The sequence below is a fragment of the Streptomyces sp. NPDC048560 genome, assembly GCF_040650955.1.
Classification (GTDB): Bacteria; Actinomycetota; Actinomycetes; order Streptomycetales; family Streptomycetaceae; genus Streptomyces.
Genome location: NZ_JBEZIJ010000011.1, coordinates 156,220 through 174,259 on the forward strand (window position 1 = coordinate 156,220; position 18,040 = coordinate 174,259).

Genomic DNA, 18,040 nt, shown 5'->3' on the forward strand with positions numbered 1-18,040 from the left:
GGTCTGGACCCGCCCGTTTCGGGCGTCATCGACTCCTCTTGCCGGGGTGGATCCCGCACCCTGGGATGCCAGATCCCGAGCGCCCTGAGCGTTGGGCGTCAGCGGGTGAAGAAGCCCGGCATCCGTCCGTCCGGTGTCCCGACCAGAGCTGACCGGTCGAGCAAGATGTTGTTGTTCTCGCAGCTGGTCTCGGGAAGGAGGAGGCAGGCGTGGCAGGCGGCGATGTTAAGGCTGTCCGCGCCGCTCGCCTCGGACTCCATACACAGGGGGTCGTTCGAGCACCAGCTCGCTCGGTGCAGGGCGGTTCGAAGGGAGACGGCGAGACGGTCAGGTTCCGCCTGAGCGACGACGCCTCCGAGGCTCCCGGCAGAGTCACTGGTGGCCGTGTAGATCAGTATCCCCGCCATATCCTGCTCGCCGTAGAGCCGCTCGCGCAGAGATGCGGCCGGGTAGCCACCGTCCAAGCTCCATTCGTTGATCAGTATGTGTGCCAGGGCATGCAGAAGGAGGAAGCGAGGAGTGGCGGGCGAGGGCGGAACCGATTTGTCCGAGTCGCCTGCCCGTGCGGACAGCAGCTTCTCGTGGTTCCCACGGATCAGGGCAGCGCGAGCGACCTGCTCCGGCTGCTCCTCCCACGCTCGCAGGCGCTCCTCGTCGAGTCGCACGAACACACCCTCACCGCTCACTTCGAAGGCCGGAAGCCAACTCGGCTCGGCCAGGGAGACAGCGGCCTCGCGTAGGGGAGTGTCCGCCGCACTCGGTTCCTCCACGCGCCGGAACGACTGCAGTGCCCGCACTTCGCGCAGGCGCTTGACCAACATCACCTGGGTCAGCCCGTGGGATGAGCGCAGTGGGTCGATCGAGGTGGTCGGCGGCTCGCAGACGAACTCCTGGTCCTCCTCCGCGATCTCGCGGTGCGGCTTGGACAGGCTTCGGTACTCACCCGCGTACAGCTCCCGCCGGTAGTCGATGGCACGCCTTGTGGCCTCCGCGCCATCGACCGGTTCCAGCGTTGGGGATTCGGCCGCACGTCTCCGTGCGACCTCGGCGACCACGTCGTCCTCGGTGTAGCTCGGATGGTGTCGCAGCAGCTTTCCGATGCGCACGTACGACTTGATAGAGGTGGCGTCCTCGTCCTTGAGGGAGTCGTAGAACGGCGCGACGAGTTTGGCGATGCCCTGACTCCACGGGGGGATGGACAGGGCCGAAAACATGACCGGGAACCAGACCGACGAGGAACCTCGCTGGAGTGTCCGCGGCGCTTCCTGGCAGCTCTCCGCCGGAGCGTCCTTGAGCCAGGGACGACGCCCACCGCACCGGATACCCAGGTCCCGGAGGGCCTGGCGTCGGAACGACCCCTCCATGGACACCGTCTCCACCCCGCAGGTGCAACCGATCAACACGGCACGGAGCGAGGCGGTGGAGCCGTCGGACCGGAACGTCAGTTGGCCCCCGCAAGACCCGGAACCCACTCGGTTACCCCGGTGCACCCACTTCCAGTAGGGGAAGTCCTCCAGATGTCCGTTTGTGCAAGCGATCACGAAGCGGGACGGGACCAGGCTCTCCTGGCAGGTGGAGCATTCGGCTCGTCCGGCGGGCGAGTTGAACTTACGGAAGGGCTGCAACTGGTGGCAGTGAGGGCATGAATACATCTCCGGGAAGCGCACCGCTCGTACGCCGTCCCGTGCCGAGTCGGGATCGGGTGCCGGTGGCATCCGGAACCCGGAGACACCCAGCTGCCGGGCCAGCCTGGGCTCCGAGATGAAGGGCGCCTCGGAGATGTCCCACGAGTCGATGCCGCGGATGAGGAAGGATTCGTTCTCCACCGCGATCATGGCTCCGACGCCGTAGGTCGTGATGAGCTGAGCGCGTCGGATCTCGCCGAGCTTGCGGGCGGTACGTGCCGGGGCGGACGGGAGGCCGCGACGACGGGTGCGGGGCGGGACGGGACCCATGGTTCAGCGCTCCTCGAAGAAGGTGGACGAGGCGTCTACGTCGCGCAGACTCCACAGTGTCTTCCACGGCGACACGTCGGCCGACTCGTCGTCGTAGTTGGCGAGCAGGGCGGGCCCCCGGGAGCCACGTGGAGCCTCGTACACGAGGTTCGGGCGGGCCAGTGCCTCGTCCCGCCACCAGTCGACGAACTCTTCGAAGGCTGCTGTGGTGGCTTCGAGCTCGGCCGGCTCGACCGCCGAGACCCTGTCGAGCAGGGCCTTGCCGACCTGCCGGCGGAGGTCGGTATGAAAGTCCTCCACCTGTGCTGCCGCTTCGTTGTCCCGTGCGGCAGGCAGCATCAACCGGGCCAGAGCCACCACCACCGAGTGCAGCCCTCGATCACGGGCCCGGGCGGAGAAGGGGGTGACGCTCGTGGACTCCACTTCCCGGTACAGGGCGGAGTGGAAACTCTGGAAGTCCTCGTAGTGCGAACGGTCCCGGGAACGCGTGGAGTTGAGCATCACGGCAACAAGGCCGGGGTGCTGTCGACCGACACGGCTCGTTGCCTGGATGTACTCGGCGGTGGTCTGTGGTTGCCCCATCACGGCCATCAGCCCGAGCCGGTCCACGTCGACACCCACAGAGATCATGTTGGTGGCGAGCAACACGTCCAGCACGTCCGGGCTCGGGAGCCGGCGTTCCACGTCCTTGAGCCGGCGAGAGATGTCACTGGCGTTCGCCCGGCTGCTCAGTTCCGTGAGAGCGTCCGCCCGACGTGCCTTGAGCCCGTCCCGCACGGCGAGGTGCCCCAGCCGCTCCTGGACGTCGTCGAGAACCTGGAGCTCCGCCGCCGAAAGCAGTCGCAAGCTGTTGAAGTAGCCGACCAGGGTCCAGTAGGCGTCTTTCACCTCAGGAGGGGCATCGTGGGTGTGCGCCCGATGGAGCAGGGCCGCATAGACCCGGATCAGCAAGGTGGCCTGGCTGGTGCTGGAGGTCAGCAGGCCGACGTAGCAGCGGGCCGCCTTTCGCTCGCGCGGCGTCTCGACGGCGAACCAGGAATCCCGTGCGTCGAGGCCGCCGGGAGGGAACTGCTTCACCGAACGGGCGAACAGCCGGGTACCCTGCACGTCGGCGCGACGGATGGTCGCGGTCGAGGCGATGACCTTGGGGCGTTGCGCCAGGGCGTCCACGGCCGTCTCGTACAAGCCGGTGAGGGTGCCGAGCGGGCCCGAGATCAGGTGGAGCTCATCCTGGACGATGAGTTCGGGCGGCCGTACCCCGTCCACATCCCGATTGAACAGAGCCGCCGACGCGGGCCGCCAGGGCATCGAGGCGAACTTGTCGACCGTCGCGATGACCAAGGTCGGGCGGTGAGCGTAGACAGCCTCGTCAATGAGGTGCACCGGAAGTCCCCGGTGGAAGTCGCAACTCCCGTTGGGGCAGCTCACCGTCATGCGTCTGGCATCTTTGTCGACCGCGTAGTCCCGAGGACGCAGTGGTTCGCCGCACCAGGGGCAGTTGCGTAGTTGGACAGGGTTCTCGGTCTGCAACTGGAGGTTCTCGTTGCGCATGAGGTCGGCCAGTTTGCCTTCGGTGACCGCCAGAGTATTGGGGGTGGCCGAGCGGCCCACCCACATACCGATGGAGATCTCCTCGTGCCCGAGCGCCGCGGGGTCGGCGGCCCGTAGCCGGTCCATGGCGCAGATCAGCGCTGCGGCACGCTCGAACTGCTGGAGGGTGAGGAGCCGGAGCGTGTATCGCATGAGAACGGTGACGCCTGCCCCGGCCTCCCCGTCCCGCAAGCGTCGCAGGAAGGTGGTGAAGGCGATCAGTCCGAGATATGCCTCGGTCTTGCCGCCGCCTGTGGGGAACCACAGCAGGTCGGAGACTTCTCGGTCCTCATGGGTCGGATCGACGATTCCGGCCAGGCAGAGAAGGACGAAGGAGATCTGGAAGGGCCTCCACCGTCCGGCCTGTTCGTCCGGTCGGCCTGACCTACCGCGCTTGATCCACACGGTGCGTGCCCGCTGGTCCGCCATCGCGAGGTTCGCCAGCTGGAACGCCCGCAGAATGTCCGGACGACCGGTGTCCGCCAGCAGTTCCACACCTTCGCGCATCCGACGCAGTGCGCGTCTGCAGAGCAGAACCTGATCGGCCGCGGCCTTGCCGTCTTCCGTGTCACGCAGCAGACGAGCCTGACGCTCCTGGGTCTCGATCCACTGTTCGTATCCTGCCAGCATGCTGCGAAGCGCCGCCACGACCTCATGGGACGGGTCGGTTCCCAGTCGGTACATGGCCAGTGGGCCGTCGTCGATCCCGGGATTGGAATCGGTCAGCAACACTTCGTGGGAGGGGACGAATTCGGTCCGTAGGGCGGTGACCGTCGGAGGATCGATCGATACGGATCCCACCGCAGGTGGCGTCCAATCCCAATGCGCCGCGCAGCCGTGCCCAGTGGCGAAGTTCGGCGCGTGACGGTGCAGGAGCCGGCTCAGCGCCTGCTCCGAGTCGACCGCGCCCAGAGTGGCCGGCCGCACCACGAACACGGGGCTGTTGCCGTCCTTCGCCGTGACAGTCAGTTCTGGTTGGTAGAAGCAGTGCGCGTCGCGAAGGTCGTACTGGCCGACCTCGAGACTGTTGACGACGGTGGCCGTCAGCGTCACCGGCCCGTTCGTCCCGGACCGGGGGCGGACCAGCACACGTAGTTCCAGCCCAGGGTGAAGCACGAAGGGCTCGAGCAGACCCGGCTGAGTGACATCCACATCAACCGGTTCGATCCGCAGGGTGGAGCGTCGCCAATGCTCCCGCTGGCCCTTCGTGCTCCGTGCCTCGGTCCGCTTCGCGGCCACCGGCTTTCCCTCGGCGTCCTCGGGGAGGTAGACGGCGGTGCGTACGGTCAACCGGATCCAGGCGGACTCGGTCGGGTCCACGGCGAATGTCAGGCCGATGGACGAGGGCATCCGGACGTTCGCCAGCGAGACACCCAGATCGCCGGGGCCTTCCTCGCTGTCCCGCCGGACGCCGAGCGGTACTGCGTCGAGCCCGTCCCGCTCGGCCTCCATTTCACCCTGTTCGATGGTGCCGGTCCGGGACGATCCGACGGGCGGTTCCACCCGTGAGCGCGGAAACAGCACACCGACCGGGTACATAGTGATCGGCGCATCATCCGTGAGCACCTCGTCCACGCCACCCACAGGACCCAGCAGGTCCTTTCGCAGGGCGTCGATGAGCGCATCGCGCACCTCGTAGTGCGCTTGGTGAGTCGATTCGCTCATTCGTCCCCCTCGGATCCGTTCGCGTACCAGTGAAAGCGCCCCAGACCGCACAACCGGGGCGCGACCCACGCGCCGTGCGTCCCCAGCCCTGCGGCTTCGGTGACGGCGGGGCTGCCCGCCACACTCTCCACGCAGTCGACCCTGAGGCCGGTAATCAGGGGTGGCCATCGATCGACCTCTGAGTGTGAGGTGCGGCGCAGCATCCGGTGCAGGTCTGTTCGGAAACGCTCGGACACCACCGCGACCTGTCGCCCACCGACCACTACCGCGTACGGGGGCGACTGGTCGGAGGCGACCGGGATGCCGTGCAACAGGACGAGCTCCGCCTCGGCCCCGGTGGCGATGTCGGTCACGAGGTGACGCCAGAGCTCCTCGGCGTCCTCCCGGAACTCCTCCGTGCCGGGAGGCTGCTCGTGGGACACGTCCGAACCGGTCAACTCGATGCCGTTACGGGCCCAGGCGCTGCGCCCACCCAGGTACCAGCGGTCGATCCGCTTGTCCTTCCGGAGCATCCACGAGTTGGGCGCGTCCAGGACGTAGAGATCGTCCCGGGCACGTGTCATGGCCACGTACAGCAGTCGGGCCTCCGCGGCAGGGTCGTAGTCGAACTTCTTCTTCTTGACCGGGACGGGCTCCTTCAGTACACGTGGTTCGACGATCAGGACCCGGTCGAACTCCAAGCCCTTGGCCCGGTGCACGGTCGAGATCACGAGCGAGGACGGCTGTGCCGTCGTGAGCTCGTCGGGCAGCCTGCCCTCGGCGAGCGCACGGTGCAGGGCGACGACATCGAGGGTTCCGCGACCACGACCCCGTGCCACTTTGCGTACCGACCGCCACAGGGCTTCGGGCACGGCGCCGGCCGGGATCCGCAGATCGGCCAACAGTTCCTCGAAGCGCTCACGGGTGAGAGCGGTCGTTCCCGTCGAGGCGAGCAGTTCCGCGATCCAGACAGGGGCGGAGCGCTCGCGAGTCGAACGCTGCAGAGTGTGTCCGACATCGGCAGTGGACAGAATGCCGGACAGGGCCAGGGCCTGGCCGTTGTCGCGACACAGGATCGAGGTGGTGTCGGGATAATCGCGCAGCGCCGCAAGCACGAACTCGTCGTCCAGGCTGCCGAAATTCGGCGTCGACAGGAGCAACGCACGTAGGTCACCGTGGATACGCTCCGCCTCGCCGGCGGCAGCGGCACGAGAGCGGGGCAGCCGTTGCAACTGGGGGCCGAAGGGCAGGGCCATCCGAGCCGTCTCACTACGGGCCCGGAAGTTGTCGCCCAGGTGGAGTTCCACCAGGTCCTCGCCGAAGGTGGCACGTACCCACTCCAGGAAACGGTCCGTCTCCTCCGCCCGCTGATCCGGATCGGACACCTGGAACCCGTACACGGCCTGGGCCGAATCACCCACCACGGTGAACCCGCTGTTCTCCTGGAACCGATCGAGCAGCGCCTCGACCATCTCCCGTCGGACACCGACGAGGTCCTGGACCTCGTCGATCACCACATGGGCCGGCGTGTATTCGCCACCTTCGATCGCTCCTTTGTCGATCGCCTCGGTGGCGGCCTCGATGCGGCCGTCGAACGTGTACGTCCCCCAATCCACGTCCGGGTACGCGCGATTGAGCAGGGCCGCCGCCCAGCCGTCGAAGGTATGGACACGAATCCGCTGGGCGGCGGCGGCATGTCGCTCGATCCGCTCCGTGAGCTCACGCACGGCGGCGCGGGAGAAGCTGAGCACCAGGATCTCCCCGGCCTCCAGCTCCTCGCGCTCCACCAGCACGTCGAGCCGCCGCACAAGGGTGTGCGTCTTGCCGGCACCTGCTCCCGCCGTGACCAGGACCCGGGCGTCCCAGGGCTGGTCCACCACGGCTTTTTGCGCGGGGGTGAGCCGATGTTCGATGACGGAGGGGACTGTCACTGGTTCCCGTCCCACAGGTACTCGAACTCGGTGAAAGCGAGCGACTCACCGTAGTTGGTGATGTTGTCCCGCACGTTCAGGATCAGGCAGCTCTCCTTGCCACCGTTCTTCGGCCCACGCAGACCACGTCCGATCATCTGCTGGTAGATGTTCGGGCTGTACGTCGGGCGGGCGACGACCACGGCACGGGTGGCCGGCGCGTCGAAGCCCTGGGTGAGCACGCCGTAGTTCGTCAGGACCTGGATCCTGCCCTGGCGGAAATCGCTGATCTGCTTACGGCGTTCGTTGACGGGCGTGGTCGCGTCGACGGCGGCGGCCTTGATGTCCCGGTCGCCGAGCTTGGCTGCGAGCAGCTTGGCGTGGGCCACGGAGGTGGCGAACACCAGAACCGGCCAGTCGGACGGCATGGCGGCGATCTCGTCGACGATGCGCTGGTTGCGTCCGTGATCCTCGGCCAACCGCTGCTCGGCACCCTTGGGGAGAGTGGCGAACTTCTCCGACTGGGCCCGTTCGTCGGCCGTGAGCGCGATGGCGGCACCCGGCAGCTCCCTGTGCTTCACCTGGGCCAGGACACCGATGCGTTGCAGACCCTTGATCGCGACGGAGAGATCGCCGTCGAAGACCCCCGTGTCGAGGCGACTGCCGAATCGCTGCACCAGGAGGCGGGTGAGTTCCGCGTTGTTCTTGTACGGGGTCGCCGTGAGACCGACCAGGTGGCGACTTGTCCGGTGGTGCGTGAGGTCGAGCTGGTCCAGCAGACCCGTGTAGCGCTTGGACATCGCGGTGTGTGCTTCGTCGATGATGACGAGCGAGGCGGTTTCTCTCAGCCAGGTGTAGTTCTCCGCCTCCAAGCAGCTGGCCAGCTTCGCGTCGGTGGCCACGACCAGGTGCGGGCGCCCGGCGACCGGAGTGGCTTCGTTCGAGGACCAGAGCCGGCTGATGACCAGAGGCTGCTCGGGGCCGACCTTGGACCAGACGAACTTCCAGCTCTGCACGGCCTGCTCACACAGCTCTTCGGTCTGGGCGATCCACAGGATCGGGCCGGGAAGATTCGTCCGGTCACGGATCCAGCGGATCACACCCTCCGCCGTGACACGGGTCTTCCCCGCTCCGGTCGGCAGACTGAGCATGCCGCGCTGAGGCATCGGGTTCTTCAACAGGCCGAGCAGTGCTTGCGCGAGCTCCTCCTGGTACGGGTGCAGGGCCGGGAACTCAGAAGGGCCGTCGATCTCCAGGCGGGGTTCAAGCGAGGGCACCTGGGCGCCCGCGAAGGAGTCAGGGAACCCGAGGTCGGTGACGAAGAGCAGGGCCTTCGGACTTCCGGTGAAGGAGCTGGGGGCGCGGGTGGGAAAGTCCAGCGCGAGGTCGCGTGAGTGCACGCGAAGGATCGCCTCACCGTGGGCGTTGAAGGCCATCTCCGCGATGCGCCGCGAACTCGGCTCGCTGCCGTGCTCCTGGATCTCGCTCTCCATGAGCCCGGGAGGAAGCTCGCCACGCAGAGCCGTCTCACCGATCAGCAGATCGATCTTGTCGATGACACTTTCGGCTTCTCGTACCTCCCGCAGACGCTTCAGGAGGGTTTGGTCATGCTCTTGCTTGTCCTGGAGGGCGAGAGCCTGGCGGCAGCCTCCCGGGCCCCAGCCCCACTTGAACTCCTTGTCCGCGGCCTCCAGCACTTGCTGCCGATCGAGAGAGTCCAGCACGAAGAGGGTCTGCCCCTTCCGAGCGAACGGGATCTGCTTCCGGTCGCTGCCCATGGGCGTGCGCATGACCTCGTCGAGCTCCGAGCAGCGCTGGATCTTCAGGCTGCCGGCGGCTTGGCCGAGGCGTGCCTTGACCGTCGGGAATTCCTCGAACAAGGATGAAGCCCGCCCGATCTTGACGGGCTCGATCTCCCTGCTGATGACGTCGGAGACTTTGAGCATCCCCCAGTCCTCGATCATCTCCTTCGCTGTGGCGACGTCCGCCTTGTCGGTGACCAGGAGGGCGGGGAGTCGTTCACGCACGAGTTCCTGGAACTCCTGTGCGTTCGTCGCAACAGCGATCTCACTGTCGCGACGCCCCTCCCACGACGATCCGACCCTACAGCGGGTGAGCAGGCCCTCCGGGAACTCGAAGCCGACCCGGTGCAGCAGCGCGTACGCACGCCCGATGAAGGCGTCGTCCTCGCTCGCCAGCAGGAGGTCCAACAACTTGCTCCAGCGCCGCAGGGGCACTTCGTCGGAGGAAGTAGGCATCTTGAGCCTTCGCGCCGCTTCCTCCGAGATCTCGGCGACAGGAAGCACGGCTCGGAAACTCTTGAGTTGGGGGCCGACAGCCTCGGAGACTCGGGTCAGGCCCATGGAGGTCCTGACGAGCCCGTGCTTCTTGATCATCCAGCGCAGCGGGGACATGACTGCCTTGCGCGTGCCGGCGGTGGAGCCGTACTGCATCTGCCAGTGCTGTGAGATGTCGGATGCGGGCAGCGCGGACACGAATGCAGCGCGTCCCTCTTCGGACAGAACGGGCAGCAGGTGCAGTGGTCCCAGCGTCGGAGCACCTTCGACGGCGAGGCGAGTGATGCTGGGACGGGGAGCGGTGCTGGGCAGATCACGAAGGTGCGTGTCGTGAAGGACCTGCTTGTATTCCTGGAACCACGGCTCGTCATGGGGGCGATAGCCGCCGGTGGGGCGGTCGAACAGTCCGAGGTCGCGGAAGACCGGCTTGTCGCTCTCGTGGAAAGTCATATCGACGGTGACGGCGTTGTCACGACTCCCGTCGGCAGGCACCACGGGGCCCGGCAGCAGGCAGTCGCGCATCGGTCGGTAGCGACCGTCCAGGGTGCGGACACGCAGCGTCTCGAGCGGCTTGGGCACCTTGATGCGCATCCGGTCGACCTGCAGGCTGCCGCCGGCGCTGCGCAGCAGTATCCAGAAGTTCCCCCACGCATTGTTGTCGTAGTTGTCGAATCCCTGATCAAGGACGCCCTCGAACCGTCCTTGCGCGTCGGCGACCCTGATACCGATGGTGTGCAGGTGGCGCGCCATTTCGGGGCGTTCGGAGATCGACGGGTGGACGTAGACCATGTCGTCGCGGAGCGTGTCGGCAGAGGTGCGGTGGAAGATCTCACCGGCAACGGGTGCGACCAGCCCGTGCTTCTCGGTGAGGATGATCCGTGCTTTGCGGGCTTCGGCGGTCAGCGCGGAGTCGTCGCGCAGCCGTGCGGCCTGATCCTTGAGCACCATGAGGGACAAGATCTCGATGGCGTGGGAGGAGGCCTCCGCGGATCCGTCGGAGACGAGAGCCTCGAGCCAGTCCTTGACGCTCTCGGGAGTCTTCCCTGCGGCTTCCAGGATGTGCATCACTTTGCCACGCCGAGTGGCGCTGTCGGATGCGTCGACGGATGGGTGCAGCCAGTTGGAGGGCCGGCCGCCGTACTCCGACCAGATCTGCACCCATTCCTTCTCCAGATTGGTCGGCGTGATGAACAGGTCGCGCGGGACCCGGAGTCGGCCGTTCTGGTCGGGGAGAGAGGGATGCTCGGCGGTCATCTCCCACACTCGACGGAGGAAGTAGTCGTCCGCCCAGTTGAGCTTCTCCTTGGTGCGGCCCGGCAGCAGGGGTAGGTATGCGGCAGGGTCCTCGTCGGGCATGAGCGCGGGCAGAGTATCGATCACCAGCCGGGCGGCCACCTGGAGCAATTCCCTGTTGAAGGGGCTGCCGTCGAGAAGGTGCTGGCGGTCCTCGTTGGTCTTCCACGGGGCGTTCAGGATGCCGGTCAGCGAAACTTCGTACTTGGTCGGGAAGAACGCCCAGAACGTGCCTCTTCCGACGGGCACGGTGTAAAGGCCGTTACGCACTGTGTACTCGGGCACTGCCCAGGAGACCTCGAGCACCGGTCGGCCGTGCAGCTCGCCCGCACTGTCCGCGGCCTCACCGGCAGGCGAGTAGGAAGCCGAGAACACCTTCCACTGCTCGGTCGTCTGCTTGGCGCCGCGTGCCACCTCCCTGAGTGTGCGGTGGTTGCCCTTGCGCTCGATCGAGATCTCTCTGCGTGCCGGGGGCATGGTGCGCTCGTCGTGCAGCAGCACCTGCCCGACATGGGAGGAGAACAGCTGGAAATGAGAAGGGAAGGCATCCGTCTCCCGACCGTCGCGACTCTTGTAACCGCTGATGTCGCGTCCGAGTCGCTCGGCGGCACCCTTCTTCAGAGGTAGACGGACAACGGTGGTTGCCCAGTTCAGGAGCTTGTCCAGTACGCGGTCGTCGGCGCGTTCCTGATCGACATCGAGGGGGCGGGCCATACGAAGGACCGGAGTGTCCATGTCAATATCGCCCTGTCGACCGAGCGCTCGCGCGATCTCGGCGGCGGACCACTCCCGATCGAAGCCGAAACCGAATGCGCCGTTCCCGCTGAAGAACTGGGGGGAGTCGCAGACGGACAGTACGGACTTGACGCCGACACCGAATCGTCCGATCTGCCCACCGCGCTTGCGGGAGACGCTCATGCGCAGGATCGTCTCCGCCCCCTCCGGCGTGACCGGGGTGCCTTGGTTCGCGCAGTAGAGGTGGGTGTCGGTCAGTACGACATGCAGCTTGCCGCCAGGCTCGGCCGCGATCTCATCGGCCGCGTTCTGGACGAGCTCGAGCAACTGGCGTTCGCCGTAGCCCCCCTGTGTGATGCGACGCTCGCCGTTGGCATGCTCCTGCACCAGTCCCGGGTCGACCTCGTAGGTCCTCAGGACGGTCGAGGACTGTCGGATGACGGTGGCGATCACGGGCGGGAGCGAAGGGTCGGCGACCTGCGGGTCGGTCATGAGGCACCTGTCTCGAATGAGAGAAAACGAACCGAGGATGCGCGGGGGGATACGGGGTGCCGGCGCATCGGGCCGGCACCCCGGGTAATAGCAGGTGGCACAGCTGATCAGCGGGGGGTCAGCTGTTGGTGGTGACCGTGATGACGGTGGTGACGGTAGTCGTGGTGATCGTCACCGTCCGCCCGGTCGTGCGGATCCTCCGGGTGCGAGTGACCTGGTAGGTGCGAGGGCGACCTGCGTGCCGAGGAGTGGTGGGACGACGGCGGGTGGCCCGAGAGGTTCGCGACGCGGGAGCGGGAGACACGGGAGGGGTGGGGGTCTGCTCCGTGTGCGTGGTCTGCGTGAGGCGGGCGAGGCGCCGCCGTTCCGAGGCCAGGACCTGGGGGTGGATGCCGTGGTGCAGCAGGAGTTCGGCACGGAGGTCGGGGTCCTCCAGGTTGTCGTACTCCGTGATGAACCACGCCATCCAGGCATCATCGTCTTTGATCATGTGGGTCCCCTCCCGTTGGGCGCACCGACGTGTGTGCCCGTGACTGGATGACGCATGAGAACGCAGCAAGCAGACCCTCAGGGGCAGAGCTCCGCCCCTGAGGAGTCGGCATTCGTCAACAACCCTGGTTGGGTTGGGAGTTGCCAAGAAAGACAGTAGGGCATGTTGTGAAGGAGTGTCGATCAGAAGGTGAAGAAAAATAGACGAACCTTGCTGGCGCTTGGATCGATCACGTTCGTCAAGCAACATTTGACGCCATGCTGATGTCAAATGAAGTGCTACGGTGAACCGCTCGGAACCGAGGGGGAGTGGGTCGGTGGAGGACATCGAGGATTTCGGCGTCTGGCTCGGACGCCAACTGCGTCGCAACGGCATGTCGCAGGCGGATCTCGCCCAGGAGTTGAAGCTGACGCGTGCGGCCGTCTCGGCATGGGTCACCGGTAGGGCGCGTCCCAGGGCGGAGGTGCTGGTCAAGATCGCCGAGATCCTGGAGACAAACGTTGCCACCCTGATCACCAGGGATGCCGATGCCGGATCGGATCGGCCGATCGACTGGTACCACCGGGCCGCCCACCAGGACGGCGGTCGGGAATACGGCAACGCGGCCGTCTTCGCCTTCGACGCGAACCTGGCGGTGTTGGCCAGGGAAGTCACCCAGAACGCCCTTGACGAACGACTGGATCCGGAGCGCCCGGTGCGGGTGCGATTCACCCTGCACGAACTGACCGGTGAACACCTGCACTCCTTCCTCTCCGCGCTGAAGTGGGATCAGCTCGAGCCCCACTACGCGGCGGCCGCGCAGTCCCGGCACAAGGTCGGCCGAGCTCTAGCCGAAGGGCTGCGGGCGTTGCGTGAAGACTCCTCCCTCCTGCTTCTCCGGGTTGACGATTACAACGCTTCGGGTCTGACCGGACCCGAGTACGGAGACGGACGATATGCCGCTGTGGTCCGTCGGCAGCTGGACAGTCACAAGAGCAACGACCGAGCCGGTGGATCGTACGGATTGGGCAAGGCCACACTGTGGGCGGCCAGCCGGCTCGGCCTGGTGCTGATCAACAGCACTCTGTCCGAGGCACATGAGGGGCGGACGGCCCGCCGGGTGGTCGGCCGTCTCGATCTTCCCTGGCGTGAGGTCGATGGAGTCGCCTACGCCGGACCCGCCTGGCTCGGTGAGTCGGACACAGAGAAGGAACACGAAGGTGTGTCCCGCTCCTGGTGGGCCGATGAGCGAGTGGTCGCCGACCTGTGTCTCGACCGGGACAGCGATGACCCGGGGACTTCCTTCCTCGTCGTGGGTGCCCACGACGCGGCCGGGGGCAACAACGCCCTGGAGGATCTGCACGCAGTTCTCGGCCGGGCGTTGTCCGACAACTTCTGGGCGGCGATGACCTCGGGCCGTTCGACGCCGGCACTGCTCGAAGCGTCGGTCCGTGCCCTTCGCAACGGTGAATTCGTGGTCCCGGAACAGCGGGTTGATCCACTCGGCCGGCACCCGGCACTGGTCCACGCGCTGCGGGCGTACCTCGACGGCGAGACGGTCGAGGAACTCACGGAGTCCGGACAGGTCGCAGCCAGGGACGTGGCCTTCGCCGTGCCGCCACTACGGGCTGCCGGACGCGGAGCCGAGGGGTACAACCACCGTGCCGTACTCCTTGTCACTCCCGCTGCGGACAAGGACGAGAAGCACAGCCGCATCATCTGTATGCGCGGCACCCGCATGTCTGTCACGGCCCGCACCCCTCGGGGTCTGGGCGCGGGAGTGGACCCCTTCCAAGCCGTCCTGCTCGCCGGTTTCGCCACAGGCGATGACGGCTCGGCGACGCATGCCGCCGAGGCATTCCTACGGGCCGCCGAGCCGCCTGAGCACGACAGGTGGGGGACGACCGAGGAGCTCACCGCCGCCTACGCCAACGCTCCCCGCCGATTGACGGAGTTCAACGCTGCAATGGATGCGGCGCTGCGCGGCGTGGTCGGTCGGCGGGCCGTCGGCCAGGACTCGGCCGGCCCGGAGATCCTTCGAAAGCTTCTGCGTATCGATGCGCCTGTGGCAGCGAGCGGTCGACGTGGCCTTGGGCACCCTCTCGTGGACCGGGTCGTCGGGAAGGTGGACGGGGACGGGGCCTGGACCTTGGACGTGACGCTGACTGTCCCGCAGCGCGACGACCGCTGGGAACTGCTGCCGGTGGTCAAGTTCGATGTGCGGTCAGGAGGGCGTCCCTCATTGGAGTGGGCCGAGCTGTTCCCGAGAGAGAACTGTCAGGTCGTCGAGGGCCGATTGCTGATCGACCCGGATGTACGGTCGGCGCGCTTCGGGGGTGTCACGGCTGTCCGCAGCCACCCCGTGGCCGCCGCCATGGCCGGTGTGATCGTGGACATCCAGCAGGCACGGGAGACTTCGGCGTGAGCACTGTGTACGCGTACCCGACCTTGGTGGGGAAGATCGAGGTCACCGTTCGAGGGGCGAGCATGGACGGGAAGCCTCTGCAACTGTCGCTGATCTCCCAACGCGATCAGGTCGTCGCCCTTCATCAGATCGAGCGGGACGACTGGACCGAGGGAGTCCTCGACCTGGAAGTCTCCCTCCCCACCGATGAACTGGACGAGGGCCCGTGGTCGGGAGTCAGTTGCGTCGCCGTGCTGACCGAGGGAGCCACCAACACCCGCGTGGTGAGTCGATTGGAACGTCGTCGTGGCGACACGCACTGGCGCGGGGAGGTCCGGGTACGCCGCTCCACGCACGCGGCACGCGCGCTCCTCGACGTGAGCGTCGTCGGTACTCACGGTGGAGTCGACGGGCGTGTCATCGGCAGGACGGATACGCCCTGGGTCGTGGACCTGCTCGCCCGTACACCGACCAGGCAGCGCGATCTGGAGATCCTGGAGAAGGATTTCCGGGACGGCCCGCAGGAGTGGCTGCGCCGGTTCGCGGACGCGCCTTGGTTGATCGACACCACCGGGGACCTGCCGACGGTCCTGATCAACACGTCCTTCGAAGGGCTTCCCGAGCTGCTGTCCGGTGCTCGAGGTCCGCTGGAGAAGGCGACTGCCGGAATGGTGGCCGCGCAGATCGCGGGTGAGGCCTGGGCGACCATGTTCCACTCGGCGCTGAGTGACCTCGAATTCGATGAGGACGGCACCCCGCACCTTCCCGGAGGATGGCGGGAGTCGGTGCTGCGATCCATGCTTCCTGAGGTGTTCCCCGGGTTGCCGCTCCCCGAAGCCTTGGCGGAGGCGCACAGTCGTCGAGGCGATGGCCGCGGGTGGGCGGAGATCCAGGCGCGGATCCACTACACAGCAGGAAAACGAGGACAGGTGCCCAAGAATCTGACGGCCACCATCCGCGCCGTGAGTCGTGCCCAGGAAGGTCCGCGTCGATGAGCCCACACCAGATCGAGCCCCCCGAACGGCTCGCCTCGCTGCCGGGCAATGTCGCCACAGGGATCCTCACTCACGGGGTGCGCGAGGGCCGGGACGGCCTGCCACAAGTGGCGATTCTTCGGGCGAGCACGCCCATAGAGAGCGACTCCGCCCGTTGGAACGTCGAACCGGTGCGCGAGCTTGTCGAAGAAGCGATGAGCCGGTTCGACGCGGCGAGGACCGATGCCGATGCCTGGCTGGCACCCAGGCTGCACGCGACCCTGCGGATGACCCGCGCCGAGGCGGCGAACGCCGGTCTGTGGAACTTCCTGGCCCTGGCTGTGGCGCCGGACTACGTTCTGTGGCGACACCTGCCGCTCGGAGGGTCCCCCGACGGCGACCCCAGGAAGGTCACCGGCGTCAGGTTCGTGGGTCCTCACTACAGCCAGGCATTTGCCCGATTGTGGTGGGCCGCCGAGATGTTCCGCGACGGTGCCGACTACACCCCTGCGGAGATCGCCTGCGGGAATCAGGACATGATCAACACGGCTCTCAGGCTCTCCACCATCGATCACAAGCCCACCGCACTGGCCCTGGTGCGGGTTCTCGAAAGCCTGTCCCGACAGGGGGCAACGCGGCTCGGGGACCGGGTCAACGCTCTTTGCACGGCGGTCAACGTGGCCGGGAGCACGCTTATGTACGAGGTGATCGCTCCGGATGACGTCCCCGATCACTACGCGCTCTCCGAGTGGATCGAAGAGGTGGAATCAGCTGCGGCCGTCCCGTGGGACCGTCTCCCCGAAGGGCCGGTCGACGGCACGGCACGGCGCTCGTCATGCGAGGTCCTGACCCAGATGTTCGAGCGGTTCGCCGCAGAGGCACCGTTGCGTGACCGGGCTCGGTCCATGACCGCACAGGGCTGAGCCTGGTCGACGCCCCCGGAACACATGGGCGCCCACCAGGTGCATCCGTCCGAGCTTGTCGCGGCAAGCCGTGGACGGCTCACAGGTCCTAGGCGAGGACCTCATTCGTCGGAGTGTCCGTGTCCTTCGGTGTCCACGTCGCCAGCTTGGTGATCAAGTCGTCGTCCGGCGGCCCGAGTCGGAGTGCACTGCTGAGGATGTGCAGGGAAAGGAGCGGCGGAATGGCGTTCCCGATCTGCTGGGCCACATCGGTGGACCGCCAGGGGTATTCCCTCGGGAACGACTGAAGCAGGCCGGCTTCCTCGAATGTGAGGCGCTCCAGCTCCTCGCCGATTTCTTTCGCCCCGGACCTGGTCTCCTTCAGGAGGAAGACGCGGTTACGCCGGACCTTCCCCGTGATGGTCGCCGCGGGTTGGTCGGAAGTCCGGCGGCCTCGGTTCTTGGGGTCGCCCCCTGATCCGTAATTGGAGACCACCTCGAAGTCGTGCGGACGCTCGGTGAGTACGTCCTGCATCGCGACCCAGGGCTTGACCGGCTTCTTACCCTTCTGTTGTGCGGCGAACAGCAGCCCCTGCTCTTCGGGCGCGGGAGCGTCCCGCCCAGGAAGGCGAGTGATTCCCTTGCGGTAGCGCTGGTGTGTCGCGGCGGGAAATTGGACGGGCCTGTCCACGTTCTCCGGGTCCCACTGAGCGATCAACACTGCACGCCGGCGTGTCTGCGGAACACCGAAGTCCTCGGAGTGCAGGACGTGGGCTTCGGCGGCGTAGCCGACTCGCCTCAGGAGTTGGGCGTAGTGCTTCCAGACCGGCAGGACGGTGGGCACCTGTTCGAGGACAACCACGTCGTACGGCTTGCCTCGCTTGAGCTTGGCCTCCATGATCCAGCGCAGTGGCTGAAGTACGAAGCCGGTGCGGTCATCGGACATCTTGTCCGTCTTGCCCTTGACCTCTTTCCACGCAGCCTCGAACTTCTCGGGATCGTCATGGCCTGCCAATTGCGTGGCGAGCGCCTTGACCTGTTCCAGAGCCTTGTGGCCCTTCCGGCTGCCCGCGACCGAGAAAGACTGGCACGGGGGCCCGCCGGTGAGAACGTTCGCTTCGATGACCTCGTCATCACATGGATCGAGCGCGGCGACGTCTTTCACCGTGGTGGTCAGAAGGCCGGCCGCCCGACGGGTCGCGCGGGTCGCGTCGTCCCACTCGACGCCGATGCTCTCGACTTCGTCCATGATCGTGGCGGCGATGTCGAGACCGCCGGGACCTGCGAAAAGATCGACGATCATGAATTTCGCATGAGGGAGCGACGGAGGAACTGGGCGGGTCATGATGAGCCAGTGTAGCCGGCAGGCGTGCCC

General features: G+C 66.7%; 9 protein-coding genes. 3 read left to right on the top strand and 6 right to left on the bottom strand.

Features of this window, described 5'->3' with window-relative positions; all coding sequences use genetic code 11:
* Positions 1 to 98: 98 nt before the first annotated feature.
* The 5 genes from AB0C82_RS27760 to AB0C82_RS27780 form a co-directional block, all read right to left on the bottom strand.
* Positions 99 to 1,955: a DUF1998 domain-containing protein gene (locus AB0C82_RS27760; RefSeq protein ID WP_362846908.1), complete on the bottom strand. Its 1,857-nt coding sequence runs from the start codon at positions 1,953 to 1,955 to the stop codon at positions 99 to 101.
* Between the two features lie 3 nt (positions 1,956 to 1,958).
* A complete protein-coding gene (locus tag AB0C82_RS27765; RefSeq protein ID WP_362846910.1) occupies positions 1,959 to 5,210 on the bottom strand; it encodes a helicase-related protein in 3,252 nt (1,083 codons plus the stop codon).
* Entirely contained in the window at positions 5,207 to 7,120 is a 1,914-nt protein-coding gene (locus AB0C82_RS27770) for a UvrD-helicase domain-containing protein (RefSeq protein ID WP_362846912.1), read from the bottom strand. The genes AB0C82_RS27765 and AB0C82_RS27770 overlap by 4 nt, the downstream gene beginning before the upstream one ends.
* Entirely contained in the window at positions 7,117 to 11,916 is a 4,800-nt protein-coding gene (locus AB0C82_RS27775) for a DEAD/DEAH box helicase (protein ID WP_362846914.1), read from the bottom strand. Before AB0C82_RS27775 ends, AB0C82_RS27770 begins: the two co-directional genes overlap by 4 nt.
* Before the next feature lie 118 nt (positions 11,917 to 12,034).
* On the bottom strand, positions 12,035 to 12,406 hold the full coding sequence (locus AB0C82_RS27780; protein WP_362846916.1) for a hypothetical protein: 372 nt from the start codon (positions 12,404 to 12,406) through the stop codon (positions 12,035 to 12,037).
* Positions 12,407 to 12,722: 316 nt separating this feature from the next.
* Between AB0C82_RS27780 and AB0C82_RS27785 the strand changes: the two genes are divergently transcribed.
* Genes AB0C82_RS27785 through AB0C82_RS27795 form a run of 3 tightly spaced genes read left to right on the top strand, consistent with a single transcriptional unit; the run spans position 12,723 to position 16,686 of the window.
* Complete coding sequence (locus AB0C82_RS27785) at positions 12,723 to 14,810, top strand: helix-turn-helix transcriptional regulator (protein ID WP_362846918.1); 2,088 nt, start codon at positions 12,723 to 12,725, stop codon at positions 14,808 to 14,810.
* The gene (locus AB0C82_RS27790; RefSeq protein ID WP_362846920.1) at positions 14,807 to 15,784 is read left to right on the top strand and encodes a hypothetical protein; all 978 of its coding nucleotides are present in this window, start codon (positions 14,807 to 14,809) and stop codon (positions 15,782 to 15,784) included. The genes AB0C82_RS27785 and AB0C82_RS27790 overlap by 4 nt, the downstream gene beginning before the upstream one ends.
* Complete coding sequence (locus AB0C82_RS27795) at positions 15,781 to 16,686, top strand: DUF6339 family protein (RefSeq protein ID WP_362846922.1); 906 nt, start codon at positions 15,781 to 15,783, stop codon at positions 16,684 to 16,686. The genes AB0C82_RS27790 and AB0C82_RS27795 overlap by 4 nt, the downstream gene beginning before the upstream one ends.
* 88 nt (positions 16,687 to 16,774) lie before the next feature.
* On the opposite strand, the gene AB0C82_RS27800 is transcribed toward AB0C82_RS27795, so the two are convergent.
* Entirely contained in the window at positions 16,775 to 17,968 is a 1,194-nt protein-coding gene (locus tag AB0C82_RS27800) for a DNA cytosine methyltransferase (RefSeq protein ID WP_362846924.1), read from the bottom strand.
* Positions 17,969 to 18,040: the final 72 nt, after the last annotated feature.

Coding starts and splice junctions, on each gene's coding strand:
- AB0C82_RS27775 (WP_362846914.1), bottom strand. CDS start 11,916: ATGACCGACCCGCAGGTCGCCGACCCTTCGCTCCCGCCCGTGATCGCC.
- AB0C82_RS27780 (WP_362846916.1), bottom strand. CDS start 12,406: ATGATCAAAGACGATGATGCCTGGATGGCGTGGTTCATCACGGAGTAC.
- AB0C82_RS27760 (WP_362846908.1), bottom strand. CDS start 1,955: ATGGGTCCCGTCCCGCCCCGCACCCGTCGTCGCGGCCTCCCGTCCGCC.
- AB0C82_RS27795 (WP_362846922.1), top strand. CDS start 15,781: ATGAGCCCACACCAGATCGAGCCCCCCGAACGGCTCGCCTCGCTGCCG.
- AB0C82_RS27800 (WP_362846924.1), bottom strand. CDS start 17,968: ATGATCGTCGATCTTTTCGCAGGTCCCGGCGGTCTCGACATCGCCGCC.
- AB0C82_RS27765 (WP_362846910.1), bottom strand. CDS start 5,210: ATGAGCGAATCGACTCACCAAGCGCACTACGAGGTGCGCGATGCGCTC.